Here is a 25,690-nt window from a genome sequence, read left to right as displayed (position 1 = left end):
GAGGCGCGGCGACATTCCGGGCCTCCGAATATCCCCTGTGCAGGACGGGTGGATGGACCGGCGTCCACAAAGCGACATTGCTTTTCCGCCCGATTGGACCGAACAGTACGCTTTTGACCATGAGTCTTTCCGAGCACCAGGCCGCGTCCCTTTCACCCGAGACGGTGGTGGTGGCAGCGGGACGTCCGCCACGGGAAAGGGACCAGCCGGTCAATCCTCCCATCACCCTTTCCTCCACCTATTTCGGCACCGGCCCGCTCGGTGACGGGGACCGGGGCTACGGCCGCTACTCCAACCCCACCTGGGACCCCTTTGAGGAAGCTCTTGGCCAGCTTGAGGCGGCCGCGCTTCCGGGCCTGCTCTACGCATCGGGCCTGGCGGCGGTCAGCTCGGCACTGTCCCTGATTCCCGCCGGCGGCGTGCTGGTCATGCCCAACCACAGCTACTCCGGCTCGCTGGTGATGGCCTCGGAACTCGCGCAGAAAGGCTTCATCGAACTGCGGACCGTGGACATTGCCGATTCCGATGCGGTCAAGGACGCCCTCGCTTCAAAAGGCCCGGAGGGGAACGCCGCCGCAATGTTGTGGCTGGAGAGCCCCACCAACCCCATGCTGGGCATCGCTGACATGACCGCCGTCGCGGAGGCCGCGCATGAGGCCGGCGCAATCGTCGTCACGGACAACACGTTCTCCACGCCCCTGGTCCAGCAGCCCCTGCTGCTGGGATCCGACGTCGTCCTGCATTCGGTGACGAAGTACCTGGCCGGGCACTCCGACGTCGTCCTCGGTGCGCTGGTCACCTCCGACCCGGAAATCCGCTCCGCACTGCTGCACCACCGCATCATCCACGGCGCCATCGCCGGGCCGTTTGAGGCGTGGCTGGCCCTGCGCGGGCTGCGGACCCTCGCGCTGCGCGTGGAGCGGTCCCAGGAATCGGCCATGATCCTGGCGGAACGCCTTGCCGCGCACCCCGCCATTGAGTCCATCCGGTTCCCGGGCCTCGATACCGATCCGGGCCATGCCCGCGCCAAAGCGCAGATGAAGGGATTCGGTTCCATCATCTGCGTGCAGGTGGCGCCCGCAGCAGGGCTCAGCGGTGCCGACGCTGCGGACAAGCTGGTGGAGGCACTGGATCTTTGGCTGCCCGCCACGTCCCTGGGCGGTGTCGAGTCCCTCATCGAACGCCGGCGCCGCCACACAGCCGAACCCGCCAGCGTCCCCGAGAACCTGGTGCGGCTGAGCGTCGGGGTGGAGAGTGTCGAAGACCTTTGGGCTGACCTGAAGCAGGCGCTGGACACGCTGGACGGCTAGGCTGGGCTTGTGGACGGTCGAATAATAATCAGTTACACAGAGCAGGCAGTGTTCTTCATCCTCGGCCTGGTGGCCCTGGGGCTTGAGCTCTGGGCGTTCGTGGACTGTGCCCGGCACCGGCCCAACGCCTTCGAAGCCACCGGCAAGCGGACCAAGACGTTCTGGCTCGCCCTTACCGGCGGGTCGGCCCTGATTGGCGTAATTTCGCTGTTCGGCGCCGGCGGAGGCCTCTTCAGCACTCTTGGCCTGTTCGGACTGGCCGCGGTTGTCGCAGCCTCCGTCTACCTGGCCGATGTCCGTCCCGCCGTGAAGGACGCAGGCCGCGGCGGCAGCCGCAACATGGGCCCTTACGGTCCCTGGTGATCCGCCCCGGCAGGGCCTAAACCTGGGGGGGCCACTGCCTCCCAGTCCACCGTCAGCTCCCCAAGGCGCCACCGGGCGGGGCCGTCCTGGACCGGCCACCCGGCCGCGCGCAGGCTGCGGCACATGCCAACCCAGCGCTGCCTGTTGCCGAATGAGGCCAGCGGTGCGCTCTCAAGCCATGCCCGGTCCATCGCCTGCATGAAGGCATGAACCGGTTCTCCGGGGATGTTCCGGTGGATGAGGGCCTTGGGAAGCCGTTCGGCCACTTCCGACGGCAGTTCGAAGCTGCGGAAACGGACCGAAATACTCAGGGACAGCGGCCGGTCCCGGTCCAGCGCCACCCAGGTGACGCGCCGTCCGATTTCGTCGCAGGTGCCGTCCACGAACAAACCGCCGGGGGACAGCCGGTCCTGCACCAGCCGCCAGATACCCTGTACGTCGGCTTCCTCATATTGCCGCAGGACATTGAACGCACGGACCAGGACGGGGCGCCCGGGAACGGGCAGTTCAAAGCCACCCACCTGGAAGGTCAGTCCGGGACGCTGCAGCGGAAGGGCCGCCCGCACTCGCGCGGGGTCAATTTCAATCCCGCAGACCCGCACGTCCGGCCGGATGGCGGCGAGCCTTTCATAAAGTTCGACGGCGGTGGCCGGCGTCGCGCCATAGCCCAGGTCAACCACCAGGGGGTCCGCCGCGGACCGGAGCCGCCAGGCCTGCGGTCCCGTCAGCCAGCGGTCCACCCGGCGCATCCTGTTGGGGTTGGTGGTGCCGCGGGTCACGTTGCCAACCGGCCGGCCCTGCCTGGCGGGGGACGTCCTCCCGGAAAGTTGCTGGGCGTTCACCCGTTCAGCCTTTTGAACCACTGCCCAACCCTATCCCTTGCCTCCGGGCCGGTGTCCTGCGGGTACCCCCGGGGCTTCCGGCAGGAGCCATGTAACGCTGGGCGGGCGGCAACACTGCTCGGCTAGGATGAAAATCATGACTTACAAGCTGATTCTGCTGCGCCACGGCCACAGCGAATGGAACGCCAAGAACCTGTTCACCGGCTGGGTGGACGTTGACCTGAACGACCAGGGCCGCGCGGAAGCAGCGCGTGGCGGCGAGCTGCTGGTGGAAAACAATATCCTCCCGGATGTGCTCTACACGTCCCTGCTGAAGCGGGCCATCAATACCGCAAACATTGCCCTGGACAAGGCCGACCGCGGCTGGATTCCGGTCAAGCGCGACTGGCGCCTGAACGAACGCCACTACGGTGCGCTGCAGGGCAAGGACAAGGCCCAGACCCTGGCCGAATACGGTGAAGAGCAGTTCATGGAGTGGCGCCGTTCCTACGACACCCCGCCGCCGCCCCTGGACGACAACAGCGAATTCAGCCAGGCCCACGACCCCCGCTACGCGGACCTGGGCGACGCCCTTCCGCGCACCGAGTGCCTGAAGGACGTCCTGGTGCGGCTCCTGCCCTACTGGGAATCGGACATCAAGGAAGACCTCAAGGCCGGCAAGACCGTCCTGGTCACCGCGCACGGCAACTCGCTCCGCGCGCTGGTCAAGCACCTGGACGGCATCAGCGATGAGGCTATCGCCGGCCTGAACATCCCGACGGGCATCCCGCTGGTGTACGACCTCGACGAAAACTTCCAGCCGATCAAGCCCGGCGGCACCTACCTCGATCCCGAGGCCGCCGAGCAGGCCATCCTGGCAGTCGCCAACCAGGGCAAGAAATAAGACTTCGCGGTTCTTCGCCGGGTGCTCGGTCGTTCCTCCCTTAGACGCACTCCGGCCGAAGAACGCGCTGCGTCAAAAGTGAAACGACGACGGCGGGCTGGTCACCTCAGGTGACCAGCCCGCCGTCGTACTCCGCGGTTTTTGTTTAGCTGTGTTCGGTGGCGTTCGGCTGCCACGCGCCGGTCACCAGGTAGGTCACCTTCTGCGCGACGGAAACACCGTGGTCTGCGAAGCGCTCGAAGTAGCGGCTGGCCAGGGCAACATCCACCGTGGTGGCGGGGGACTCCGACCACTCGGGGGCAGCGATGGCCTTGAAGACGCTCAAGTGCAGATCGTTGATGGCCGTGTTCGCCTTGAGGATGTCCCGGGCCACCTCGAGGTCGCGGCTTTCCAGCAGGACCGTCAGCTTGTCGGCGATCTCCTGGTCCAGCTCCGCCATCCGGTTGAAGGTCTCCGTCATGGACGCCGGAATCACCGTGGAGGGGTACCGGAGGCGGGCCAGCTGTGCGATGTGGCGCGCCAGGTCACCCATCCGCTCCAGGGATGCGCTCATCCGGAGGGAACCCACGATCATGCGCAGGTCGCTGGCGACAGGACCCTGCAGCGCAAGGATGTCGATAGCCCGCTCATCGAGGCTGTTCTGCAGGAAGTCAATGCGCGCATCCGCAGCGATGACATCCTGGGCGAGGTCCACGTCCGCCACCTGGAATGAGGTGGTGGCTTTGTCCATCGCTTCGCTGACCAGCCGGGAGATCTCCACCAGCTGGTCACCAACCTGGGTGAGTTCTTCCTGAAAAACCTTACGCACTTAGGGCGTCCTTTCCTTGGAACTCCCGCCGGCCGCTCCAGGGCAGCAGGAATCGTGTCGCCGTTGGGCGCTCTGACCTCTAACTTTGTCATCGCCCGGTAAACGATTATGCCCACACAGGTGAACGTTAGTTGAACCGTTCGCGGTTAGTGCCTTGAGTCGGCTGGAGGCGCCGGGCAAGAGCATAAAGTGGAGCTGTGGATCCTATGCTCATTGGTCTGGTTGCCGGCCTTATCGGCCTGGCGCTTGGCACGTTCGGCGTGCTTGCCTACCGGGTCAGCGAGAAGCAGCGCGAACTGCTGGACGTCGATGCCGAAGAGATTGCCCTGCCGGCGGGAGCCGCGGAGGTGCTCGCCGTCGTCGGACGGGCCTTCGTGGTGCTGGACGACGTCGACGGCGTGGTCCGCGCCAGCCCCGCGGCCTACGCGTACGGCCTGGTCCGCGGGCACACCGTCGTGCACAAGGAACTCCTGGACATGACCGCGGGGGTCCGGCGGGACGGCGTCATCCTGGAAAAACAGCTCGAGCTTCCGCGTGGACCGCTGGGACAAGGGACCATCATCGTCCAGGTCCGGGCCGCCATGCTGGGTGAGGAATACATCCTCCTCCTGGCCGATGACCGGACCGAGATCACCCGGACAGAAGAGATCCGCAACGACTTCGTGGCCAACGTGTCGCACGAACTGAAGACCCCGGTGGGTGCCATCTCCCTGCTGGCGGAGGCCCTGGAGTCCTCCGCCGACGACGAAGAAGCTGTGCGCCGCTTCGCCAAGCGCATGCACAAGGAATCCGCACGACTGGCCGCCCTGGTCCAGGACATCATTGAACTTTCCCGCCTGCAGGGCGCCAGCGTGACGCAGCAGGGCGGCCCCGTGGACATCAACGCCGTCATCGCCGAAGCCGTGGACCGGTCCCAGCTGCCCGCCGAAAGCAAGAACATCAGCATCGTGGTGGGCGGCCGCACCGAAGGCAAGGTGTTCGGGGACCAGGACCTCCTGGTCACCGCACTGCGGAACCTCATCGACAATGCCATTCGCTACTCGCCCCCGAACACCCGCGTTGGCATCGGCGTCCGGTCCCGGGACGGCCTGGTCTCCATCTCCGTGACCGACCAGGGGGACGGGCTCTCGCCGGAGGACCAGGAACGCGTCTTCGAGCGCTTCTACCGGGTGGATGCCGCCCGCTCCCGCCAGACGGGCGGCACGGGCCTTGGCCTGAGCATCGTCAAGCACGTGGCATCGAACCATGGCGGCGAGGTGACGCTGTGGTCCCAGCCCGGGCAGGGATCCACCTTCACCCTCCGGCTGCCCGAGATGGAAGGGCAGGACGGCGACGCCGGGCTGTCCCTTTCCGCCGCAACGGCACCTGCACCGGCTCCGGGGCCGGCGCACGGGGCGCCCGAACAGGCCACTCTGACCCAAGTACCCCGCGCCGCCGGCGCAACAGAACGAGGAGCTAGCGCTTGAGCAGGATTTTGATTGTTGAGGACGAGGAGTCGTTCAGCGATCCCTTGTCCTATTTGCTGGGCAAAGAAGGGTTCGAGGTTGAGGTGGTGGACAACGGGCTGGACGCCATTACCGAATTCGACCGCAACGGCGCCGACCTGGTGCTGCTGGACCTGCAGCTCCCCGGGCTTTCCGGCACGGAGGTGTGCCGCCAGCTCCGGCAGCGCTCCAGCGTCCCCGTGATCATGCTGACCGCCAAGGACTCGGAAATCGACAAAGTGGTGGGCCTGGAACTCGGCGCCGACGACTACGTCACCAAGCCCTACTCATCCCGTGAACTGGTGGCCCGCGTCCGGGCTGTCCTGCGGCGCCAGGGAGAACCTGAGGAACTGATCTCCGCCACGGTCCAGGCCGGGCCCGTCCGCATGGACATTGAACGGCACGTGGTGAGCGTGGACGGCGAGCAGGTCCTCCTTCCCCTGAAGGAGTTCGAGCTTCTGGAGATGCTCCTGCGCAACTCGGGCCGGGTGCTCACGCGCGGGCAGCTGATCGACCGTGTGTGGGGCTCGGACTACGTTGGCGACACCAAGACCCTGGACGTCCATGTGAAGCGCCTCCGCGGCAAGATCGAGCCGGACCCCTCGGCCCCCCGTTACCTGGTGACTGTCCGCGGCCTCGGCTACAAGTTCGAGCCGTAAGGCAGCATCGCCAAATACCGCAAAAAGGGAGGAGCCGCATGGCTCCTCCCTTTTGGTGTCCGCTGCTTGCAGCGCCCGCTTTAGCGGGTGGTGGCGGTTGCCGTTGCCGTGGCGCCGGAGGTTGCGCCGGCGGAGGACGTTGCGCCCGCACCTGCGGAAGAAGAGGACGACGGCGTGGGCGTCGCCGAGGGGCTCGGGGTGGGGACGTAGTCCTTGTACTCCTGCAGGGTGGCGTCCAGGACGGGAACCTTGACCGTGCTGCTGACGTTGGTGCCGTTCTCGCTGATCTTGACGTCCACCAGGGAGCCCGGCTTGCCGCCGGTGGTGCTCAGGATGGCCGCGTCGGTCTTCTCGGTCAGCATGGTGGAGGAGTTGGCCTTCACCGAGACCTCGGTCTGTGAGCCCTTCGCACCGTTGACGGTCAGCTTCACGTCCTTGGAGGAGGAGTTGTAGACGGCACCGATCAGGCGGCCGGGCTCGTTCTCGCCGGTGGAGACGATGAGGATGTTCCGCAGCTGCAGCGGACCGAGGTCTGCGCGGATGCCGTCCGAGGCGGAGTACTGATGGCTGGTCTGCTGGGGCGTGATGTAACCGCAGCCCGCGGTCAGCAGGCTGGCGCCAAGGGCAGCAGCCGTCAGTGCCAGTTTGCCGCGCTGGGCCCGGTTCATCGCAGTGGAACGCACGTCACGTACTCCTCGAGAAATTTGAAGTCTTTTTCAGCCATAGCCTATCGGCAAAGAGGGGCAAACGAGGATTCGGCGGTGTCACATCCCCCGTGGGAGCGCTCACCTGATGCACTAATCAGCGCATCCGTCAAGGGGGTGGAGGGGGTTGATTGGGCCGTTTTCCCGCGTATTTTCGCGGTTGGGAGCCCTTTCTCCGGCCGGTCATATGCCTGAATCGTGATAAACTGGTCTGCGGGAAAGGGGAAATGTCCACATGGTATTTGAGGTCGGCGAGACAGTAGTTTACCCTCACCACGGTGCTGCGAAGATTGAAGAAATCAAGATGCGCACCATCAAGGGCGAAGAGAAGATGTATCTCAAGCTCAAGGTGGCTCAGGGTGATCTGACCATTGAAGTTCCAGCAGAGAACGTTGACCTTGTTGGGGTCCGGGACGTAGTGGGCAAGGAAGGCCTGGAGCACGTGTTCGATGTGCTCCGCGCCGAGTTCACCGAGGAGCCCACCAACTGGTCACGCAGGTACAAGGCAAATCTGGAGAAGCTTGCTTCCGGTGACGTCATCAAGGTGGCAGAGGTTGTTCGCGACCTGTGGCGCCGGGATCACGACCGGGGCCTTTCCGCAGGCGAGAAGCGAATGCTGGCCAAGGCCCGCCAGATTCTGATTTCAGAACTGGCGCTGGCTGAAAAGACCGACGAGGAGAAGGCTGCAAGCGTTCTCGACGAGGTCCTGGCTTCCTAAGAATTTAGCCCCGGCTGCACGCAAGTGCCGCCGGGGCTTCTTTTTTTGGGCCCACCGCGGCGGTGCCTAAATCGCCCATCGGAAGTGGCGGCGTCGTAGGCTAGTCCGCATGAGTGAATCACCCACGCGCCTGGTCACAGCGGTCATCGTGGTTGCCGCAGGTTCCGGGCAGCGCCTCGGCTACGGCATGCCCAAGGCAGCCGTTCCGCTGGGCGGAGAACCAATCCTGATGCATGCCCTGCGCGGCATTGTCGCGTCCGGTGTGGCCACTCAGGTGTGCGTCGCGCTGCCCGCCGGCGACCAGGACCTGCGCCGGCTGTGCGACGACTTCCGGGAGGAACTTGCCGACGGCGGCCCCCTCCTGACTGTTGTCGACGGCGGATCCACCAGGGCCGGGTCCGTGCGCGCCGGGATTGCCGCACTCATGGAGGGCATCGAGGCCGTCCTGGTCCATGATGCCGCACGGGCCCTCACCCCCGAATCCGTCTTCCACCGCGTCAGCGACTCCCTCGTTGCCGGCGCCGCCGCGGTCATTCCCGTGCTCCCGGTGGTGGACACGGTCAAAACCGTGGCGGCCACGGCCGGCGATGACACGGCGCTTGCCCCCGAGGTCGTCACGGGGACCGCCCGGCGCGAGGAACTGCGGGCAGTGCAGACTCCGCAGGGCTTCACGATCGGCACCCTGCTGAAGGCGCACGAGGCGGCGCAGGGCCTGGACGGCCAGCAGGCCGCAGCGGTCACCGATGACGCGATGCTCGTGGAGATGCTGGGTACCCCGGTCCATGCAGTCCGCGGGTCCACACAATCCCTGAAGATCACCACCCCCCTGGACCTCATCTTCGCCGAAGGGCTCCTTGAGGGTCCGCTTGGTGCCCGCTGGGTGGAAGGATGAGCCCGGACGTGGTCCTTCCGCGCACGGGCGTGGGAATCGATGTCCATGCGTACGCCCCGGAGGATTCCCCCCGTCCGCTGTGGCTCGGCGGCCTCCTCTGGCCCGGCGAACGCGGCCTCGCCGGACACTCCGACGGCGACGCCGTGGCCCATGCCGCCGCTGACGCCTTGTTTTCGGCCGCCGGCATCGGCGACCTCGGCACCCACTTCGGTACGGACCGTCCGGAATTCGCCGGAGCGTCCGGTGCCACCCTCCTCGCCGAGGCCGCACGGATCGTCAGGGCGGCCGGGTTCGAGATCGGCAACGTGGCCGTGCAGTTCGTGGCCAACCGGCCCAAGTTCGGGCCCCGCCGGGAAGAGTCGCAAAAGGTCCTGAGCGAGGCGGCAGGCGCCCACGTCGGCGTCACCGCAACCACCAGTGACGGCCTGGGATTCACCGGGCGCGGGGAGGGCATCTCCGCCGTAGCCACCGCCCTGGTGTATCCGCAGCCCCCACGCCCGTGAGGTGGCCGGGCCCATCAGTTAGTCTGGAGCGGTGACCCTGCGCTTCTATGACACTGCCTCCGCCGAAGTCCGGAACTTCGTCCCCCTCGTCGAGGGCAAGGTCAGCCTCTACTACTGCGGAGCCACGGTCCAGGGGATGCCGCACGTCGGCCACATCCGCTCAGCCATCGCGTTCGACCAGCTCACCCGCTGGCTGCAGTACCGGGGCCTGCGCGTCACGGTTGTCCGCAACGTGACGGACATTGACGACAAGATCCTGGCCAAGTCCGAGGCCTCCTTCGCCCCCGGTTTCAGCCCGGAACCCGGAGAAGTAGCCGGCGAAGAATGGTGGGCCCTGGCGTACCGCTACGAGCAGGAGTTCCTGAAGGCCTACGACACCCTCGGTGTTTCGCGCCCCACCTACGAACCCAGGGCCACCGGCCACATTCCGGAGATGCACGCCCTGATCCAGCAGCTGATCGACCGCGGCCACGCCTACCCGGCCCTGGATGACTCGGGCGACGTGTACTTCGACGTCCGCTCCTGGAACAAGTACGGCGCGTTGACCCGGCAGAACATCGACGACATGCAGGCAGCGCCCGACGCCGATCCCCGAGGCAAGAAGGACCCCCGCGACTTTGCGCTGTGGAAGGGTTCCAAAGAAGGAGAGCCGGCCACCGCCAGCTGGTCCTCGCCCTGGGGTAACGGACGGCCCGGCTGGCACCTTGAGTGCTCCGCCATGGTCACCAAGTACCTCGGCACCGCCTTCGACATCCATGGGGGCGGACTGGACCTGCGGTTCCCGCACCACGAAAACGAGATGGCGCAGTCGCAGGCGGCCGGACACCCGTTCGCCAACTTCTGGATGCACAACGGCATGGTGACCTACCAGGGCGAAAAGATGTCCAAGTCCATTGGCAACACCATCAGCCCGGCGGAAATGCTGGAACTCGCCCCGCCCCGCGTGGTCCGCTACTACCTGGGGCAGGCGCACTACCGGTCCATCCTGGACTACCGCCCGACGTCCCTGCAGGAGGCCGCCGCCGCCGTCGAACGCATTGACGGATTCCTGGCCAAGGCTGCGGCGCGCTTCGACGGCGACACGGGCCTCGCGGACGGCCCCCACGGTTCATCGTCCGCAGCCGTGGATGCCTTCTGCGAAGCAATGGACGACGACCTCAACGTCCCGCGCGCCCTGGCCGCCCTGCACGAAACCGTCAGGGCGGGCAACACAGCCCTCGCCGAGGGTGACGACGACGCTGCCCGGAACGCGATGCACGCCGTCATCCTCATGACCGGGGTCCTGGGCCTGAACGCCGTGGCAGGCTCCGCGGCGGTGAGCACGCGTGAAGCCGAGGCGCTGGGCGTTCTGGTGGAGGCGCAGCTGTCCGCCCGGGCGGCTGCCCGCGCCGACAAGGACTGGGCAAGGTCCGATGCCATCCGGGACACCCTCAACCAAGCCGGGGTCGTCGTGGAGGACGGTCCGGACGGCGCCACCTGGAGCCTCAAGCGGGACTGAACAGGCCGCTGCCCCCGATTTTTTTCGGGTCAGTAGACTGGTATGCAGATTCAGTCAGCACAATCAAGGGTGGAACATCATGGCCAACAATGGTCGCCGATCGGTTAAAGCGAAGAAGGGCCCAACCGTCGGAACCGGTGGCCATGGCCGCAAGGCCCTCGAGGGCAAGGGCCCCACGCCCAAAGCCGAGGACCGCGTGTACCACAAGGCGCACAAGGCACGGCAGCTTTCCGAGCGGTCCGCTGCGAAGCGCGGGACCGGTGCCCGCAGCGCCGGCGCCGCCAAGTCCGGCCCCAAGGGCCGCGCCACCGAGGAAGTAGTCACCGGGCGCAACTCCGTGGTCGAGGCGCTCCGCGCCGGCATCCCCGCGAAGGCCCTCCACGTTGCCATCCGCATCGAAATGGACGACCGGGTCAAGGAATCCCTGAAGCTCGCCGCCGAACGCGGCATTCCGCTGCTGGAGACGGGCAAGCCTGAACTGGACCGGATGACGGATGACGCCGTCCACCAGGGCCTGGTGCTGCAGATCCCGCCCTACGAGTACCTGGACGCCTACGAGCTGGCCGAGGAAACCGTGGACAAGTGGAAGAAGGGGCACATCGCCAACGCGCCGCTCTTCGTGGCCCTGGACGGCATCACCGACCCCCGGAACCTGGGTGCGATCATCCGCTCCGTCTCCGCCTTCAGCGGCCACGGCGTCATCGTGCCCGAGCGCCGTTCCGTGGGCGTTACCGCCTCGGCCTGGAAAACCAGCGCCGGCGCGGCCGTCCGCGTGCCCGTGGCCCGCGCCTCCAACCTGAACAACGCCCTCAAGCAGTTCAAGACCATGGGCATCTATGTCCTGGGGCTCGACGGCGACGGCGACGTTTCACTGCCCGATCTCACCCTGGCCACCGAACCGGTGTGCATCGTGGTGGGCTCGGAAGGGAAGGGCCTGAGCCGCCTGGTGCGGGAAAACTGCGACCAGATCGTCTCCATCCCCATCGATTCCGCCATGGAATCCCTGAACGCTTCGATGGCTGTGGGAATCTCGCTGTACGAGGTTTCCCGCCAGCGCGCGGCCGGATAGTTTCACGGGTCCGTAATCCGCGGGTGGGTTCCCGGCGCCGCAGGCGCGTATGGGCAGGTCAAGTGCCGCTGACCGCTACTATTTAGGTGATGGTCATGCCGCTTTTCGACACCGCTTCCACCATGGACGCCTCCACGGCCGTTCCCCTCGGTGTCAGCGTCCCGCGCGCTGATTCCGGCGGTACCCGCCACCACGCCGGCGGACGCGCCAACGTTGCCTGCTTCGCCCCCGGCGTCGCCAGCCTGGACATCGCCTACTGCCCTCCCGGCGGCCAATGGCGGACCCAGACCCTGCCCAACATCACCAAGGGGGTCCACCACGGCATCGTGGAGGACCTGCCCTACGGATCGCGCTACGGCTTCCGCCCGACGTCGGACAGCCAGCCGTTGCCGCCGGAGCTTCCGGCAGGCAACGGCTCCGCCCGCCAGCCCCTATTGCTGGACCCATACGGCAGGGGAGTGGACCAGCAGGATGGCTTCCTTACCAGCGTCCGCACCGCCGTCGATTTCGACTGGGAAACAGACGAACGGCTGCGCCTGCCGTGGCGCAACACGATCGTCTATGAAGCGCATGTCCGCGGCCAGAGCATGCTCCATCCCGACGTGCCGGAGGAGCTCAGGGGCACCTATGCCGGCCTGGCCCACCCCGCCGTCGTCGAGCACCTCACCGGCCTGGGCATTACGTCAGTCCAGCTCCTGCCCGTCCACTTCCACATCGACGAGCCACACCTGCAGGACCTGGGCCTCAGCAACTACTGGGGGTACAACACCGCCGCCTTCTTCGCCCCGCACCCCGGCTACGCCACCCGCGCAGCCCAGGAAGCGGGCCCGCAGGCGGTCCAGGACGAGTTCAAGGCCATGGTGAAGGCACTGCACGCCGCCGGGCTGGAAGTCATTCTCGATGTCGTGTACAACCACACGGCCGAGGGCACGGCGGACGGCCCTGTCCTGAGCTTCCGCGGCCTCGGCGAAGGCACTTACTACCGGGTGGACGGCCACGGCAAGTACCTCGACACCACCGGCTGCGGCAACTCCCTCAACTTCGGGGACCAGCATGTGGTCCAGCTGGTGACCGACTCCCTCCGGTACTGGGTGGACGAGTTCCACATCGACGGTTTCCGGTTCGACCTGGCAGTCACGCTGTGCCGCAACGCCGCGAACGAGTTCGACCCCCATCACCCCTTCCTCACCGCCGTCGCCGCCGATCCCGTCCTGTCCGGGGTCAAGCTGATTGCCGAACCCTGGGACATTGGCTACGGAGGCTGGCAGACGGGCCGGTTCCCCCGGGGGTGGGTCGACTGGAACGACCACTTCCGCGATGCTGTCCGGACCTTCTGGCTGGCAGACCGCGCGGCCATCGATTCCGGCGGGCACGGCGGGACGATGGCGAAACTCGCCGACGCCCTGTCCGGTTCCGCAGGCCTCTTCCAGGTGTCCGGCCGCTCGCGCCTGGCCTCGGTCAACTTCGTCACCGCCCATGACGGCTTCACCATGAACGATCTCGTGTCCTTCGACCGCAAGCACAACGAGGCCAACGGCGAAGAGAACCGGGACGGGCACGGAGACAACCGCAGCTACAACCACGGCGTGGAGGGTCCCACCGAGAACAGCGCCATCCTGGCACAGCGTGCGCAGTCGCGGCGCAACCTGATGGCCTCGCTGATGGTTTCGCTCGGCGTTCCCATGATCACTGCCGGGGACGAGCTGGCCAGGACCCAGCACGGGAACAACAACGCCTACTGCCAGGACAATGCCATCACCTGGCTGGACTGGACGCTGACACCGGAGGCGCACGAGATGCTGCGCAGTACCAAGCGGTACATCCGGCTGCGCAAGGAGTTCCTGGCCGCCCAGCCGCATGATTTCCCGGTCCGGGATGAACAGTCCTACCTCTACTGGTTCGACCAGCACGGCCAGCCCATGTCCGCCGAGCGCTGGAACGATCCGCACCACCGCGTCCTGCAGCTCCTGCTCCGCGACGACGGCGGCGACCTTGCCGGGCTGGTGGTGGTCAACGGAGGCGCCCATGACGTCCAGGTCACCCTGCCCGACGCCGGACGGCCGGCTCCGAGCCTGTTCGAGCTCCGGCTGACCACCTCACCCCGCCACAAGCAGCGGCAGGGCATCCAGGTGGCTGCCGGGGACGTCGACCTGGCCGAGGCCAACTCCATCAGCATTTACCGCACGTAGCTACAGCATCACCAGACGCCAGTCCACCCATCCGGCAGGTAATCCCGAATGCGCAACCGCTCCATCCTCCCGCTGCTCCTCACCACCCTGGTGGTCCTGGCCATGGTGGCCTTCGGCGGTGCCGGGCTGCTGGGCGGGCAGACGGACGGCACGACGCCGGACGCTGGTTCCAGCCGCACGTCCACTCCGGCTGGAACGGCCACGTCCCCGGCAGCGAAGCAGTCAGCGCCCCACCGGGGAGCCAACCCGTCCAGCCTCCCGGAGATCAGGGAATCCGCGCTGCCGGTGGAGGGCCGCCGGGTGCTGGCGCTGATCCGGGCGGGCGGCCCGTTCCAGTACGGGCAGGATGACCAGGTGTTCGGAAACTTCGAGCGGGTCCTCCCAGCCAGGGACCGCGGCTACTACCGCGAGTACACCGTCCCCACCCCCGGTGAACCGGACCGGGGTGCACGGCGCATCGTGGCGGGCAATGGCGGGGAGAAGTATTACACCGGCGATCACTACGCAACGTTCAAGTACATAGCGGAAGGCAGCTAGCACAACCATGAAAATCTTCTCCGGCGACACCTGGACCCTTGAAGAACTGCAGGAACAGGTGGCCGACGCCGGGCGCCGCAGCGTGGTGGTTCCCCCGGCGGACAGCAAGCGCGCCGTCCTGGAAACCTTCGGCGAGGTTTTGGATTTTCCCGAGCACTACGGCGTGAACCTGGATGCGTTGAACGACTCGCTCCACGACTTTGCGGACAGCATCAGCGAAAACGGTACCCCGCCTGTCACGGTCCTGTGGCAGGTGGCGGCGCCGTTCCGCGCCGACAGATCGTTCGGCATCCTGTGCGAGATCCTGCAGGACGCGGAACGGTATGCGGGCAAGGACCTGGCCGTCACCGCAGTGCTTCTTTAAGTGACCGCGGTGCTTCCTTAAACGGAACGGCAGGCCTGCCAGGAAGCAGGCCTGCCGGTCCTTATCCGCAATGGGCTAAGCGTTGACGATCAACCCGAGCTCCGCCTTGGAGGCCAGGGCATCATGCCGGGGCAGGACGCGGACCGTGTAACCGAACGGCCCGGAGCGGTCGATGACCAGGGAGCCGCTGAACAGGTGCCGCCCGCTGCCCAGGTCTTCCTTCACCTGGAGCTCCATCATGGTGATGTCGGCAAGGGCGTCGTTCTCCTCGGCCCGGCCGTAGGCCACCTCGACGCAGACGTCCTCCGGGGTGAGGACGTTCAGCGCCACGTAGGCGTTGACCTGGAGCGTGTCACCGATCTGCGGATCCTCGGATACCCCCACCGAATCAACGTGCTCAACGTGGACCTGTGGCCAGGCGCCGCGTACCTTGGCGGACCAGGATGCCAGCGCACGGGCCTGGGCGTAGGAGTTGGCAGTGGCGCTGCGTCCCGCTTCCGCGGCGGGGCGGTACAGGATGTTCACGTAGTCGCGGAGCATGCGCTCAGCGGACACGGCCGGGCCGAGGTGCGAGAGGGTGTGCTTGATCATGGACACCCAGTGCGTGGGCACCTTCTCGCTCCGCGTGGTCGAGGGCCCCGCAGCACCAGCGCCTTCGGACACCGTTCCGCCGTAGAAGCGCGGCGCCACCTGTGTTTCCAGCAGCTCGTACAGCGCCGCCGCCTCGATGTCGTCCCGCTCCTCGGGGGAAGCGTCGTTGTTGGCCGTGGGAATCGCCCAGCCGTTCTCGCCGTCGTACATCTCATCCCACCAGCCGTCCAGGACGGAAAGGTTCAGCGAGCCGTTCAGGGCTGCCTTCATGCCCGACGTGCCGCAGGCCTCCAGCGGACGCAGCGGATTGTTCAGCCAGACGTCGCAGCCCGGGAACAGGGTCCTGGCCATGGCGATGTCATAGTTGGGCAGGAACGCGATGCGGTGCCGGACCTCCGGATCATCCGTGAACCGCACCAGGTCCTGGATCATTTTCTTCCCGGCGTCATCGGCAGGATGCGACTTGCCGGCGATAACCAGCTGGATGGGGTGGTCCTTGTGCAGGAGCAGCGCCTTCAACCGCGCCGGTTCCCGCAGCATCAGGGTCAGCCGCTTGTAGGTGGGCACGCGGCGGGCAAAGCCAATGGTGAGGATGTCCGGGTCCAGGACGTTGTCTGTCCAACCCAGCTCTGCGTCCGCCGCGCCGCGCTTCTTCCAGGCCGCCCGCAGCCTGCGGCGGACGTCCTCCACCAGGGCAGCGCGCATCTCGCGGCGCAGCGCCCAAACGTCGGCGTCGCTGACGTTGTAGGCCAGGTCCCATTTGCCCAGCGCTTCGGCCTCGCTGCCAAACTGGTCGCGGGCGAGCTTGGAGATGCGGCTGTCCACCCAGGTGGGCACGTGCACGCCGTTGGTGACCGAGGTGATGGGCACCTCGGAGTGGTCGAAGCCCGGCCAGAGGGCGGAGAACATGCCGCGCGACACCTCGCCGTGGAGCTTGGCCACGCCGTTGGCGCGCTGGGCCAGGCGCAGGCCCATGACCGCCATGTTGAACACGGCCGGGTTACCGTCCGCGTAGTTCTCCCGTCCCAATTCCAGGACACGGTCCACGGGCACGTCCGGAGCCAGTCCGGCCTGGAAGAAATGGCTGATCTGGTTAATCTCGAACCTGTCGATGCCGGCCGGCACCGGCGTGTGCGTGGTGAACACGGTGGAGGCCCGCCCGGCGGCGAGTGCTTCGTCGAATGTCAGGGCCTGTTCGCCGGACATCAGTTCCTGGATGCGCTCGATGCCAAGGAACCCCGCGTGGCCTTCGTTGGTGTGGAACACCTCCGGCGCGGCGCTGCCCGTCAGCTTCTGGAAGGCGCGCAGGGCCTTGACCCCGCCCATCCCCAGCAGCAGCTCCTGCTGCAGCCGGTGGTCGCCGCCTCCGCCGTACAAACGGTCGGTGATGCTGCGGGCGGCGTCGTCATTGCCCGGCACGTTGGAGTCCAGGAGAAGCAGGGGAACGCGTCCGACGTCGGCCCGCCAGATGTGTGCCAGCAGCCGGCGCCCGTTGGGCAGGGGAAGGGAGACCTCCAGGGCCTTGCCGTTGCCGTCGGGGGAGGGTTCCCGGAGCAGGGTCAGCGGCAGGCCGTCCGGATCCAGGACGGGGTAGGTCTCCTGCTGCCACGCGTCGCGGGACAGTGACTGCTTGAAGTAGCCCGCCTGGTACAGCAGGCCCACCCCGATCAGGGGGACGCCGAGGTCCGAGGCAGCCTTCAAGTGGTCGCCGGCGAGGATTCCCAGGCCGCCCGAGTACTGGGGGAGGACCTCGGTGATGCCGAACTCGGGGGAGAAGTAGGCGATGGAGGCGGGTGCATCCGGGCCCAGGCCCTGGTACCAGCGCGGTTCCTGGAGGTACCGGTCAAGGTCCTGTTCTGCGGCGCGCACCCGGTCCACCACCGACTGGTCCGCGGCGAGCTGCTGGAATTCCTCCCGGCTGACCATGCCCAGGAAACCGATGGGGTCCTGCCCGCTTTCCTCCCACAGCCGCGGGTTCAGCCCGGCGAAAAGCTCCCGGGTGGGGCGGTGCCAGGACCACCGCAAATTGCTGGCCAGCCTGGCCAAAGGCCGAATGGGTTCGGGGAGGACTGTACGGACCGTAAACCTGCGGATTGCCTTCACCTGCGTCACACTAACCGACAACATGCGCGGCCGGAACCAGCTTTCGGTTTCTTTTGGGTAAATGACAGGGGCATGAAGAAATTAGGCCGCGGCACGGCGATTTTAGGGAGCAGGCTTAGCAATCCGGGTCATTTCTCGCTAACGTCGAGCCTGTGACGACTAACTCAGGAACCAGTGCCGCATCCACCAAAATGCCCCAGCGCAGTATCACCGAGGACTTGCGGTTTGGGCGTTTTCCCATCACTGCCGTGCAGCCCGTCGTCGAGGGCGGCAAATTCCCGGCCAAGGCCCTGCCCGGCGAAGCCATTGTCGTGGGCGCCACCGCCTTCCGCGAGGGGCATGACCAGCTCGGCGTCAGCGCCGTGCTCCTTGACCCCTCCGGCGCCGAGCGCCAGCGCGTCCGGCTTGCGCCACCGCGCGGGGAACGTGGCATGGGCACGGACCGCTGGGAAGGCGTGCTCACGCCGTCGGAAACGGGGAACTGGTCTTTTGTCATCGAAGCCTGGCACGACCGCTACGGCACCTGGCACCACAACGCCGAAGTGAAGATCGACGCCGGAGTCGACGTCGAACTCATGCTCGCCGAAGGTGCCAAACTGCTGGGCGAAGCGTCCGCAGAGGACTTCCGGGACGAGGTGGACCGGGCAGCCCTGCGGCATGCCTCGGAGGTCCTGGGCGACCAGTCCCGCAGCACGGAGGAACGGCTTGGGGCCGGGTTCAGCCAGGAAGTCGCGGACATCGTGTCCCGCCAGCCCATCCGGGGACTCGTCACCCTTTCTGAAAAATACCCCCTCCTGGTGGAGCGGGACCGGGCCGGGCGGGGCGCCTGGTACGAGTTCTTCCCCCGGTCCGAAGGCGCCGTAAAGGACCACAACACCGGCGCCTGGACGTCAGGTAACTTCCGTACCGCCGCCAAACGGCTGGACGCCGTGGCAGCCATGGGCTTCGACGTCCTCTACATGCCGCCCATCCACCCCATCGGCGTGCAGTTCCGCAAGGGACCCAACAACACCCTGGTGGCCGGCCCCAATGATCCCGGCTCACCCTGGGCCATCGGAGCCAAGGAAGGTGGCCACGACGCCATCCACCCCGACCTCGGATCCTTCGAGGACTTCGACGCCTTCGTGGCGCGTGCCAACGAACTGGGCCTGGAGGTAGCCCTGGACCTCGCACTCCAGGCCGCCCCGGACCACCCGTGGGTGCAGTCCCATCCGGAATGGTTCACCACCAGGGTGGACGGCAGCATTGCCTACGCCGAAAACCCGCCAAAGAAGTACCAGGACATCTTTCCGCTCAATTTCGATAATGATCCGGAAGGACTTTCCCGGGAAATTCTGCGGATCGTGCTGCTGTGGGTCAGCCACGGCGTAAAGATTTTCCGCGTGGATAATCCGCACACCAAACCCGTGTGGTTCTGGGAATGGCTCATTGCGGAAGTGGAAAAAGCCGAACCAGGTGTTGTGTTCCTGGCCGAAGCCTTTACCCGCCCGGCCATGATGCACGCCCTGGGCAGGGCCGGCTTCCAGCAGTCCTACACGTACTTCACGTGGCGCAACACCAAGAAGGAAATCGAGACCTACTTCGAGGAAGTCAGCCACGAATCACCGGCGTTCTTCCGGCCCAACTTCTTCGTCAACACCCCGGATATCCTCACGGAATACCTGCAGTACGGCGGACCGGCAGCGTTCCGGATCAGGGCTGTCCTGGCCGCCACCGGAAGCCCGCTCTGGGGCGTCTACGCCGGCTATGAACTGTACGAACACGTTGCCCGGCCCGGTGCGGAAGAGTACATCGACAACGAGAAGTTCGAGTACAAGGCCCGCGACTGGGACGCCGCCGCCGAGTCCGGACGCACGCTGGCCCCGTACATCACCCGGCTGAACCACATCCGGCGGGACCACCCCGCGCTGCTGGACCTGCAGAACCTCACGGTCCACCAGAGCACCGACGACTCCACTGTTGTCTACTCGAAGCACAAGACCCTTCCCGACGGCTCCAAGGACACCATCATCGTGGTGGTCAACGTGGACCCGCACGTCACCAAGGAGTGCAGCGTCTCCCTGGACCTGGCGGCCCTCGAACTGGACCCGCAGGACATCACCCCGGGCGGCGGCTTCTATGTGGATGACCTCATCTCCGGCCAAAGCTGGGAGTGGGGCGAGTTCAACTACGTGCGGCTTGATCCGCACGTGGAGCCCGCCCACATCCTGAGCGTGAGGAGAATGCATCAGTGAGTTTCAACCCGCAGAGTTCCGGCCACTTCACTCCCAAGAGCACGTTCGAGCTAAATGCGCCTGGCCTTCAGCATGACCCTCTGTGGTACCGCAAGGCAGTGTTCTATGAAGTACTGGTCCGGGCCTTTGCGGATGCCAACGGCGATGGGTCCGGGGATTTCTCCGGACTCATCGACCGGCTGGACTACCTCCAGTGGCTGGGCGTGGATTGCCTCTGGCTGCCCCCGTTCTTCCAGTCACCGCTGCGGGACGGCGGCTACGACATCTCCGACTACAACTCGGTCCTGGATGAATTCGGCACCATCAGCGACTTCAAGCGGCTCGTGGCAGAAGCGCATGCCCGCGGCGTCCGGGTAATCATCGACCTCCCGCTGAACCACACCTCCGACCAGCACCCCTGGTTCCAGGAATCCCGGAAGGACCCGGACGGTCCCTTCGGCGACTTCTACGTCTGGAGCGACACGGACGAGAAATACCAGGACGCACGCATCATCTTCGTTGACACGGAGGAATCGAACTGGACGTTCGATCCCATCCGCCGGCAGTTCTTCTGGCACCGGTTCTTCAGCCACCAGCCGGACCTGAACTTCGAAAATCCCAAGGTGATCGAGGCCGTCTTCGACGTTGTCCGGTTCTGGCTGGACCAGGGGATTGACGGTTTCCGCGCGGACGCCATTCCCTACCTCTTCGAGGAGGAGGGCACCAACTGCGAAAACCTTCCGGCCACCCACGAGTTCCTCCGCCGGCTGCGGGAAATGGTGGATGAACGCTATCCCGGCCGCGTGATCATCGCCGAAGCAAACCAGCCGCCCAACGAGGTGGTGGAATACTTCGGCACCGTCGATGAACCCGAGTGCCACATGGCGTTCCACTTCCCCATCATGCCCCGCCTCTACTACGCGCTGCGGGACCAAAAGGCGGCGCCCATCATCGAAACGATGCGCGACACCCCGGACATCCCCGAGGGCGCGCAATGGGGCACGTTCCTCCGCAACCACGACGAGCTGACCCTGGAAATGGTCACCGCCGATGAGCGTGCGGCAATGCTGGGCTGGTACGCCCCGGACCCGCGCATGCGGGCCAACATCGGCATCCGCCGCCGGCTGGCACCCCTGCTCGACAACTCGCGGGCCGAGATCGAACTGATCAACGCCCTCCTGCTCTCGCTTCCGGGCAGCCCGTTCCTGTACTACGGCGACGAGATCGGCATGGGGGACAACATCTGGCTGGAGGACCGCGATGCCGTCCGCACCCCCATGCAGTGGAACCCGGACCGGAACGCCGGCTTTTCCCATGCCGATCCCGGCAAGCTGTACCTGCCGCCCATCCAGTCCCTGGTGTACAACTACGCCATGGCCAACGTCGAAGCTGAGGCTGCCCACTCCGGGTCCCTGCTGCGCTGGACCCGGCAGATCCTCAGCGTCCGCAAGAACCACCCGGCGTTCGGACTGGGCGGCTTCAAGCATGTGGAAGCAGACCACGACGCCGTCCTGGCGTACCTGCGCGAACTGTCGGACACCAACCCTGCCGGGGCAGACGGCGAGACCATCCTGTGTGCCTTCAACCTCTCCCAGCATCCGGTCGCTGCCACGCTGCGGATCCCCGAATATGCAGGCCGGGGGCTCCGCGATGTGTTCGGCGGACAGATCTTCCCCGGCATCGGCGACGACGGCACCCTTACCCTGACCATCGGAAGCCACGATTTCTTCTGGCTTCGGATGCGCTCGGCGGGGTCGAACCCGTCCTCGCCGTACACCCAGGCCATGCCCATCCTGTCGATAGAGAACTGAGATGAACCAGCCAATCCTCACTCCCGCCCTCACCGCGCTGCTCAAGGAATGGCTGCCGCAGCAGCGTTGGTTCCCGGTCAAAACCCCCGATTTCGCCATCTCCCAGGCCGGCAGCCTGGGACTGGCGGACCCCAGCGGACACGCGGCGCTGGCCGTATTCCTCCTCAACGTCACCACCCAGGGGCCCGACGGCGGTCAGCGCACCGCCGTCGTCCAGGTTCCCTTGAGCTTCCGGCCGGCGCCGGCAGGGGGCATGGAGCGTGCGCTGGTGGGTGAAGCGGCAGGAATGGATCCCACCCGCCCCTGGGTGTACGACGCCGTCCACGACCCCGACTTCGTGGGCGCGTGGCTGGAGCTCATTCGGCAGGAAGGAAAGGCGGACAGCGGCACCGCGACGGGATTCCGCGTGGAAGGACCGTACCGCCTGCCCACGGCGAAGGGCGTCGTGAAGGTGCTCTCCGGTGAGCAGTCCAACAGTTCCGTCATTGTGGACGACGGCGAATCGGCCGCCATGGTGAAATTCTTCCGGGTCCTGTCGGACGGAACCAACCCGGAGATCGAGGTGGGAGCGGCCCTGACCAAGGCAGGGACGTCGGAAGTCCCCGCCACCCTCGGCTGGGTCCGGGGCGAGTGGCTGGGGCACGGCAACCACACCCCAACCGGCACCGGCCAAGCTACCCGGTACGTCCAGGGTGAGCTTGCGGTGGCCCACGAATTCCTCGCCGGTGGACGCGATGCCTGGCGGCTGGCGGTGGACGCAGCCCGCTCGGGCACGGACTTCACGGCGGAAGCAAGGGCCCTTGGCGCCGCCACCGCCACGGTGCACAAGCGCCTTGCGGAGGCCCTGGGGCAGTCGAGCGGGCCTGAACCCGGCAAGGGTGCAGGACCCGCCGTTGCCCAGCGCGTCCGGGCCGCCTGGGCGGAGGCGCGTGCCGCCGTCGGACCTTACGACGATGCCCTGGACGCCCTGCTGGCAAACCTGGACAAGGCACCCGAGGGGCCCCTCCAGCGCATCCACGGCGACCTGCACCTGGGCCAGATCCTCCAGGTCACCGGCCAGTCGGGCGACGGGTCCCGCTGGGCCATCCTCGACTTCGAGGGCGAGCCCCTGCGGCCCATCGCCGAACGGAACGTGCCGGACGTGCCCCTGCGCGACGTCGTCGGCATGCTGCGCTCCTTCGACTACGCCGCCGGCGCAGCCCAGCGCGAGCAGGAGGGTGCCCAGGTGCCGGACAGCTGGGTGGATGACTGCGCCGACGCCTTCCTGGCAGGGTACGCCGGGGTCATTCCTGGAACGGTGGACCAAACCTCGCCGCTGTTTGTGGCATTGTGGCTGGACAAGGCGCTGTACGAAGTTGTTTATGAAATGCGTAACAGGCCCGACTGGGTGGCGATTCCAGTAAACGCCGCCAGGCGGCTCCTGGGCAGTAACGGTGCCGGCGACTCCGCCGGTGCAGCATCGGAAGGTAACGAAATGACTGGCTCAGCACGAACTGACCGCCCGGGGGTGCCCCTGCACGTGGATGAAGGCACCCTGGGCAGGATCGCGAACGGTGAACACCACGCCCCCCACTCCGTCCTGGGCGCGCACCTGGACGACTATGGGCACGTCACCATCCGGACCGTGAAGCACCTCGCCGAAGCAGTCACCGTGGTCACCCGTGCCGGTGAAGTTCCCATGGAACACGAGGCCCACGGCGTGTGGGTTGCCGTCCTGGAACCGCTGGAGCAAGGGCACGTTCCCGACTACCGCCTCACGGTCGCCTACCCGGGCAAGGACCCGGTGACCGTTGACGAGCCCTACCGCTACCTGCCCACCGTGGGTGAAGTTGACCTCCACCTCATCGGTGAAGGCCGGCACGAGAAACTGTGGCAGGTGCTCGGCGCCCATGTCCGGCATTACAAGTCGGCGCTGGGAGACGTCAACGGTGTGTCCTTTGCCGTCTGGGCCCCCAACGCGCAGGCCGTCCGCGTCAAGGGTGACTTCAACGCCTGGGACGGACGGGAACACTCCATGCGCTCCCTGGGTTCCTCCGGCGTGTGGGAGGTCTTCATCCCCGGCGTCGCCGCGGGGGCCTGCTACAAGTACGAAATCCTGACCCGGGGCGGCTACTGGGTTGAAAAGGCCGACCCGCTGGCGTTCGGCACCGAAGTTCCCCCCTTGACCGCGTCCAGGGTGGTGGAACCCTCCTACGCGTTCAAGGACGAGGAATGGATGGAAGCGCGGGCCAAACGCGATCCCCACAACTCCGCCATGAGCGTGTACGAGGTGCACCTCGGATCCTGGCGCCTGGGCCTCGGCTACCGCGAGCTCGCCAAGGAACTGGTGGAGTACGTCAAGTGGCTGGGATTCACGCACGTGGAATTCATGCCCGTCGCAGAGCACCCGTTCGGGGGTTCCTGGGGTTACCAGGTCACCTCCTACTTCGCGCCCACATCCCGGTTCGGACACCCGGACGAGTTCCGCTACCTGGTGGACGCCCTCCACCAGGCAGGAATCGGCGTCCTGCTGGACTGGGTGCCCGCACACTTCCCGAAGGACGCCTGGGCCCTGGCCCGGTTTGACGGCGAGCCCCTGTACGAACACTCGGACCCGGCACTTGGCGAACACCCCGACTGGGGCACCCTGATCTTCGACTTCGGGCGCACCGAGGTCCGGAACTTCCTGGTGGCCAACGCCCTCTACTGGCTGGAGGAATTCCACATCGACGGCCTGCGCGTGGACGCGGTGGCCTCCATGCTCTACCTCGACTACTCACGCCAGGAAGGACAATGGCGGCCCAACCGCTTCGGCGGCAGGGAGAACCTCGAGGCCATCTCCTTCCTGCAGGAAGTCAACGCCACCGTCTACAAGACCCACCCCGGCGCCGTCATGATCGCGGAAGAATCCACGGCGTTCCCGGGCGTTACTGCGCCCACCAGCCACGGCGGCCTGGGCTTCGGCCTGAAGTGGAACATGGGCTGGATGCACGATTCCCTCAAGTACATCTCCGAGGACCCCTACAACCGCAGGTGGCACCACGGGACGGTGACGTTCTCCCTGGTCTACGCCTTCACGGAGAACTTCCTGCTGCCCATCAGCCACGACGAGGTTGTCCACGGCAAGGGCTCCATGCTCCGCAAGATGCCCGGTGACCGTTGGCAGCAGCTGGCGAACCTCCGGGCCTTCTTCGCCTACCAGTGGGCCCACCCCGGCAAGCAGCTCATCTTCATGGGCACCGAGTTCGGCCAGGAAGCCGAGTGGTCTGAACAGCACGGCCTGGACTGGTGGCTCGCCGACATCCCCGCACACAGGGGACTGCAGTTGCTCACCAAGGACCTCAACGAGCTGTACGCGTCCACCCCGGCGCTGTACACGCAGGACAATGTTCCGGCTGGTTTCCAGTGGATCAACGGTGGCGACGCGGACCGCAACGTCCTGTCCTTCATCAGGTGGGACGCCGACGGCAACCCGGTTGTCTGTGCCATCAACTTCTCCGGCGCCCCGCATGTCGGCTACACCCTGGGTGTCCCCACTGCCGGGGCCTGGACCGAGGTCCTGAACACCGACCACACCACCTACGGCGGATCCGGTGTACTGAACGACGGCGAGCTGAAGGCAGTGGACGAAGGACAGGATGGCCAGCCGGCGACGCTGACTGTCACGCTGCCTCCGCTCGGGGCGTCCTACTTCAAGCCGGGAGCATCAACGGCTGGCTGACCCCCACGGCGGTCATCCACGAAAGGCCCGGAATCCGCGTGATTCCGGGCCTTTCGGCTGCCTGCGGGACACCACGCGAGGGCCGACTGGCGATCCGGGAGGAGTGGTGGTAGAGTTTGTTTCCGCGCTGCTCCACGGAGTCAGACGGAAAACCGATCCCCAAAGCATATGCTGAGGATGGTCGCGGACGCCGGTTTGACACGCAGGAAGCCAGCCGGTAAGTTTGAAAAGTTGCTCCGGAGCGATCCTGAACGTTGGTTTGGGTGGTGCCGGGTGTGTCTGTTGTTTGAGAACTCAATAGTGTGCCAAGTTTGTTGATACCGATTATGTATGTAATTGGTTGAATTTGCCGAATCGTGCCGCCCCTGTGGTGTGGTTTGGTGTTTTTAGCTGGTTTCAAATTTTGTGCAGCCATTATGACCGTTATTTCCGGTGGTTTTGGTTGTGTC

General features: G+C 66.2%; 20 protein-coding genes. 16 read left to right on the top strand and 4 right to left on the bottom strand.

What is annotated here, in order from left to right; all coding sequences use genetic code 11:
- Window positions 1–119: 119 nt before the first annotated feature.
- Both PUN51_RS10530 and PUN51_RS10525 read left to right on the top strand, forming a co-directional pair.
- Window positions 120–1,310 carry a trans-sulfuration enzyme family protein gene (locus PUN51_RS10530; protein WP_275180864.1) on the top strand — a complete coding sequence of 397 codons (1,191 nt, stop codon included), beginning with the start codon at window positions 120–122 and terminating at the stop codon, window positions 1,308–1,310.
- Between the two features lie 9 nt (window positions 1,311–1,319).
- Window positions 1,320–1,673 carry a DUF2516 family protein gene (locus PUN51_RS10525; RefSeq protein ID WP_275180861.1) on the top strand — a complete coding sequence of 118 codons (354 nt, stop codon included), beginning with the start codon at window positions 1,320–1,322 and terminating at the stop codon, window positions 1,671–1,673.
- Here PUN51_RS10525 and PUN51_RS10520 read toward each other — a convergent pair.
- A complete protein-coding gene (locus PUN51_RS10520; protein WP_374114933.1) occupies window positions 1,658–2,536 on the bottom strand; it encodes a class I SAM-dependent methyltransferase in 879 nt (292 codons plus the stop codon). The two genes, PUN51_RS10525 and PUN51_RS10520, sit on opposite strands and share 16 nt — an antisense overlap.
- Before the next feature lie 115 nt (window positions 2,537–2,651).
- On the opposite strand from PUN51_RS10520, the gene PUN51_RS10515 reads away from it, so the two are divergent.
- On the top strand, window positions 2,652–3,398 hold the full coding sequence (locus tag PUN51_RS10515; RefSeq protein ID WP_159632913.1) for a phosphoglyceromutase: 747 nt from the start codon (window positions 2,652–2,654) through the stop codon (window positions 3,396–3,398).
- A 145-nt stretch (window positions 3,399–3,543) separates the two neighbouring features.
- Here the strand turns inward: PUN51_RS10515 and phoU are convergent, their stop codons facing one another.
- Window positions 3,544–4,206 (bottom strand): phosphate signaling complex protein PhoU, encoded by a 663-nt coding sequence (gene phoU / locus PUN51_RS10510; RefSeq protein ID WP_159632912.1) that lies wholly within the window; start codon window positions 4,204–4,206, stop codon window positions 3,544–3,546.
- Between the two features lie 206 nt (window positions 4,207–4,412).
- Here phoU and PUN51_RS10505 point away from each other — a divergent pair, with 206 nt between their 5' ends.
- On the top strand, window positions 4,413–5,672 hold the full coding sequence (locus PUN51_RS10505) for a sensor histidine kinase (protein WP_275181025.1): 1,260 nt from the start codon (window positions 4,413–4,415) through the stop codon (window positions 5,670–5,672).
- Window positions 5,669–6,349 carry a response regulator transcription factor gene (locus PUN51_RS10500; RefSeq protein ID WP_142119926.1) on the top strand — a complete coding sequence of 227 codons (681 nt, stop codon included), beginning with the start codon at window positions 5,669–5,671 and terminating at the stop codon, window positions 6,347–6,349. The genes PUN51_RS10505 and PUN51_RS10500 overlap by 4 nt, the downstream gene beginning before the upstream one ends.
- A gap of 80 nt (window positions 6,350–6,429) precedes the next feature.
- Here PUN51_RS10500 and PUN51_RS10495 read toward each other — a convergent pair whose 3' ends face one another.
- Complete coding sequence (locus tag PUN51_RS10495) at window positions 6,430–7,017, bottom strand: hypothetical protein (RefSeq protein WP_159635768.1); 588 nt, start codon at window positions 7,015–7,017, stop codon at window positions 6,430–6,432.
- 271 nt (window positions 7,018–7,288) lie between these two features.
- On the opposite strand from PUN51_RS10495, the gene PUN51_RS10490 reads away from it, so the two are divergent.
- The 8 genes from PUN51_RS10490 (at window position 7,289) to PUN51_RS10455 (ending at window position 14,823) form a co-directional block, all read left to right on the top strand.
- On the top strand, window positions 7,289–7,771 hold the full coding sequence (locus tag PUN51_RS10490; protein ID WP_011690592.1) for a CarD family transcriptional regulator: 483 nt from the start codon (window positions 7,289–7,291) through the stop codon (window positions 7,769–7,771).
- A gap of 109 nt (window positions 7,772–7,880) precedes the next feature.
- Complete coding sequence (gene ispD, locus PUN51_RS10485) at window positions 7,881–8,663, top strand: 2-C-methyl-D-erythritol 4-phosphate cytidylyltransferase (protein ID WP_159632911.1); 783 nt, start codon at window positions 7,881–7,883, stop codon at window positions 8,661–8,663.
- Window positions 8,660–9,166 (top strand): 2-C-methyl-D-erythritol 2,4-cyclodiphosphate synthase, encoded by a 507-nt coding sequence (gene ispF / locus PUN51_RS10480; protein WP_275180840.1) that lies wholly within the window; start codon window positions 8,660–8,662, stop codon window positions 9,164–9,166. The genes ispD and ispF overlap by 4 nt, the downstream gene beginning before the upstream one ends.
- Before the next feature lie 31 nt (window positions 9,167–9,197).
- The gene (gene cysS / locus PUN51_RS10475; protein WP_159632909.1) at window positions 9,198–10,664 is read left to right on the top strand and encodes a cysteine--tRNA ligase; all 1,467 of its coding nucleotides are present in this window, start codon (window positions 9,198–9,200) and stop codon (window positions 10,662–10,664) included.
- A 79-nt stretch (window positions 10,665–10,743) separates the two neighbouring features.
- Window positions 10,744–11,733 carry a 23S rRNA (guanosine(2251)-2'-O)-methyltransferase RlmB gene (rlmB, locus tag PUN51_RS10470; protein ID WP_159632908.1) on the top strand — a complete coding sequence of 330 codons (990 nt, stop codon included), beginning with the start codon at window positions 10,744–10,746 and terminating at the stop codon, window positions 11,731–11,733.
- 89 nt (window positions 11,734–11,822) lie between these two features.
- Window positions 11,823–13,922 (top strand): glycogen debranching protein GlgX, encoded by a 2,100-nt coding sequence (glgX, locus tag PUN51_RS10465; RefSeq protein ID WP_275180839.1) that lies wholly within the window; start codon window positions 11,823–11,825, stop codon window positions 13,920–13,922.
- Between the two features lie 48 nt (window positions 13,923–13,970).
- The gene (locus tag PUN51_RS10460; protein WP_275180838.1) at window positions 13,971–14,459 is read left to right on the top strand and encodes a ribonuclease domain-containing protein; all 489 of its coding nucleotides are present in this window, start codon (window positions 13,971–13,973) and stop codon (window positions 14,457–14,459) included.
- A 7-nt stretch (window positions 14,460–14,466) separates the two neighbouring features.
- Window positions 14,467–14,823, top strand: a complete 357-nt coding sequence (locus PUN51_RS10455; protein ID WP_275180837.1) for a barstar family protein — start codon at window positions 14,467–14,469, stop codon at window positions 14,821–14,823.
- A gap of 75 nt (window positions 14,824–14,898) precedes the next feature.
- Here PUN51_RS10455 and glgP read toward each other — a convergent pair whose 3' ends face one another.
- A complete protein-coding gene (gene glgP / locus PUN51_RS10450) occupies window positions 14,899–17,517 on the bottom strand; it encodes an alpha-glucan family phosphorylase (RefSeq protein ID WP_275180836.1) in 2,619 nt (872 codons plus the stop codon).
- A 191-nt stretch (window positions 17,518–17,708) separates the two neighbouring features.
- Between glgP and PUN51_RS10445 the strand changes: the two genes are divergently transcribed.
- From PUN51_RS10445 to PUN51_RS10435, 3 genes are read left to right on the top strand one after another with little or no spacing between them, the layout of a single operon-like run.
- Window positions 17,709–19,751, top strand: a complete 2,043-nt coding sequence (locus PUN51_RS10445) for an alpha-1,4-glucan--maltose-1-phosphate maltosyltransferase (RefSeq protein ID WP_275181024.1) — start codon at window positions 17,709–17,711, stop codon at window positions 19,749–19,751.
- A complete protein-coding gene (treS, locus tag PUN51_RS10440; RefSeq protein ID WP_275180835.1) occupies window positions 19,748–21,541 on the top strand; it encodes a maltose alpha-D-glucosyltransferase in 1,794 nt (597 codons plus the stop codon). Before PUN51_RS10445 ends, treS begins: the two co-directional genes overlap by 4 nt.
- Window position 21,542: 1 nt before the next feature.
- Window positions 21,543–25,241: a 1,4-alpha-glucan branching enzyme gene (locus PUN51_RS10435; protein ID WP_275180834.1), complete on the top strand. Its 3,699-nt coding sequence runs from the start codon at window positions 21,543–21,545 to the stop codon at window positions 25,239–25,241.
- Window positions 25,242–25,690 lie beyond the last annotated feature (449 nt).

The organism is Arthrobacter sp. NQ4 (assembly GCF_029077345.1).
Classification (GTDB): Bacteria; Actinomycetota; Actinomycetes; order Actinomycetales; family Micrococcaceae; genus Arthrobacter.
Note: the sequence above shows the minus strand (reverse complement) of the source record. Positions and strands in the feature narration are given on the sequence as shown.

What these genes read in the sequence shown, in the direction of transcription:
- PUN51_RS10530 (WP_275180864.1), top strand. Translation starts at nt 120, where the DNA reads ATGAGTCTTTCCGAGCACCAGGCCGCGTCCCTTTCACCCGAGACGGTG.
- PUN51_RS10515 (WP_159632913.1), top strand. Translation starts at nt 2,652, where the DNA reads ATGACTTACAAGCTGATTCTGCTGCGCCACGGCCACAGCGAATGGAAC.
- PUN51_RS10505 (WP_275181025.1), top strand. Translation starts at nt 4,413, where the DNA reads ATGCTCATTGGTCTGGTTGCCGGCCTTATCGGCCTGGCGCTTGGCACG.
- PUN51_RS10495 (WP_159635768.1), bottom strand. Translation starts at nt 7,017, where the DNA reads ATGAACCGGGCCCAGCGCGGCAAACTGGCACTGACGGCTGCTGCCCTT.
- PUN51_RS10490 (WP_011690592.1), top strand. Translation starts at nt 7,289, where the DNA reads ATGGTATTTGAGGTCGGCGAGACAGTAGTTTACCCTCACCACGGTGCT.
- ispD (WP_159632911.1), top strand. Translation starts at nt 7,881, where the DNA reads ATGAGTGAATCACCCACGCGCCTGGTCACAGCGGTCATCGTGGTTGCC.
- ispF (WP_275180840.1), top strand. Translation starts at nt 8,660, where the DNA reads ATGAGCCCGGACGTGGTCCTTCCGCGCACGGGCGTGGGAATCGATGTC.
- rlmB (WP_159632908.1), top strand. Translation starts at nt 10,744, where the DNA reads ATGGCCAACAATGGTCGCCGATCGGTTAAAGCGAAGAAGGGCCCAACC.
- glgX (WP_275180839.1), top strand. Translation starts at nt 11,823, where the DNA reads ATGGTCATGCCGCTTTTCGACACCGCTTCCACCATGGACGCCTCCACG.
- PUN51_RS10460 (WP_275180838.1), top strand. Translation starts at nt 13,971, where the DNA reads ATGCGCAACCGCTCCATCCTCCCGCTGCTCCTCACCACCCTGGTGGTC.
- PUN51_RS10455 (WP_275180837.1), top strand. Translation starts at nt 14,467, where the DNA reads ATGAAAATCTTCTCCGGCGACACCTGGACCCTTGAAGAACTGCAGGAA.
- PUN51_RS10445 (WP_275181024.1), top strand. Translation starts at nt 17,709, where the DNA reads ATGCCCCAGCGCAGTATCACCGAGGACTTGCGGTTTGGGCGTTTTCCC.
- PUN51_RS10435 (WP_275180834.1), top strand. Translation starts at nt 21,543, where the DNA reads ATGAACCAGCCAATCCTCACTCCCGCCCTCACCGCGCTGCTCAAGGAA.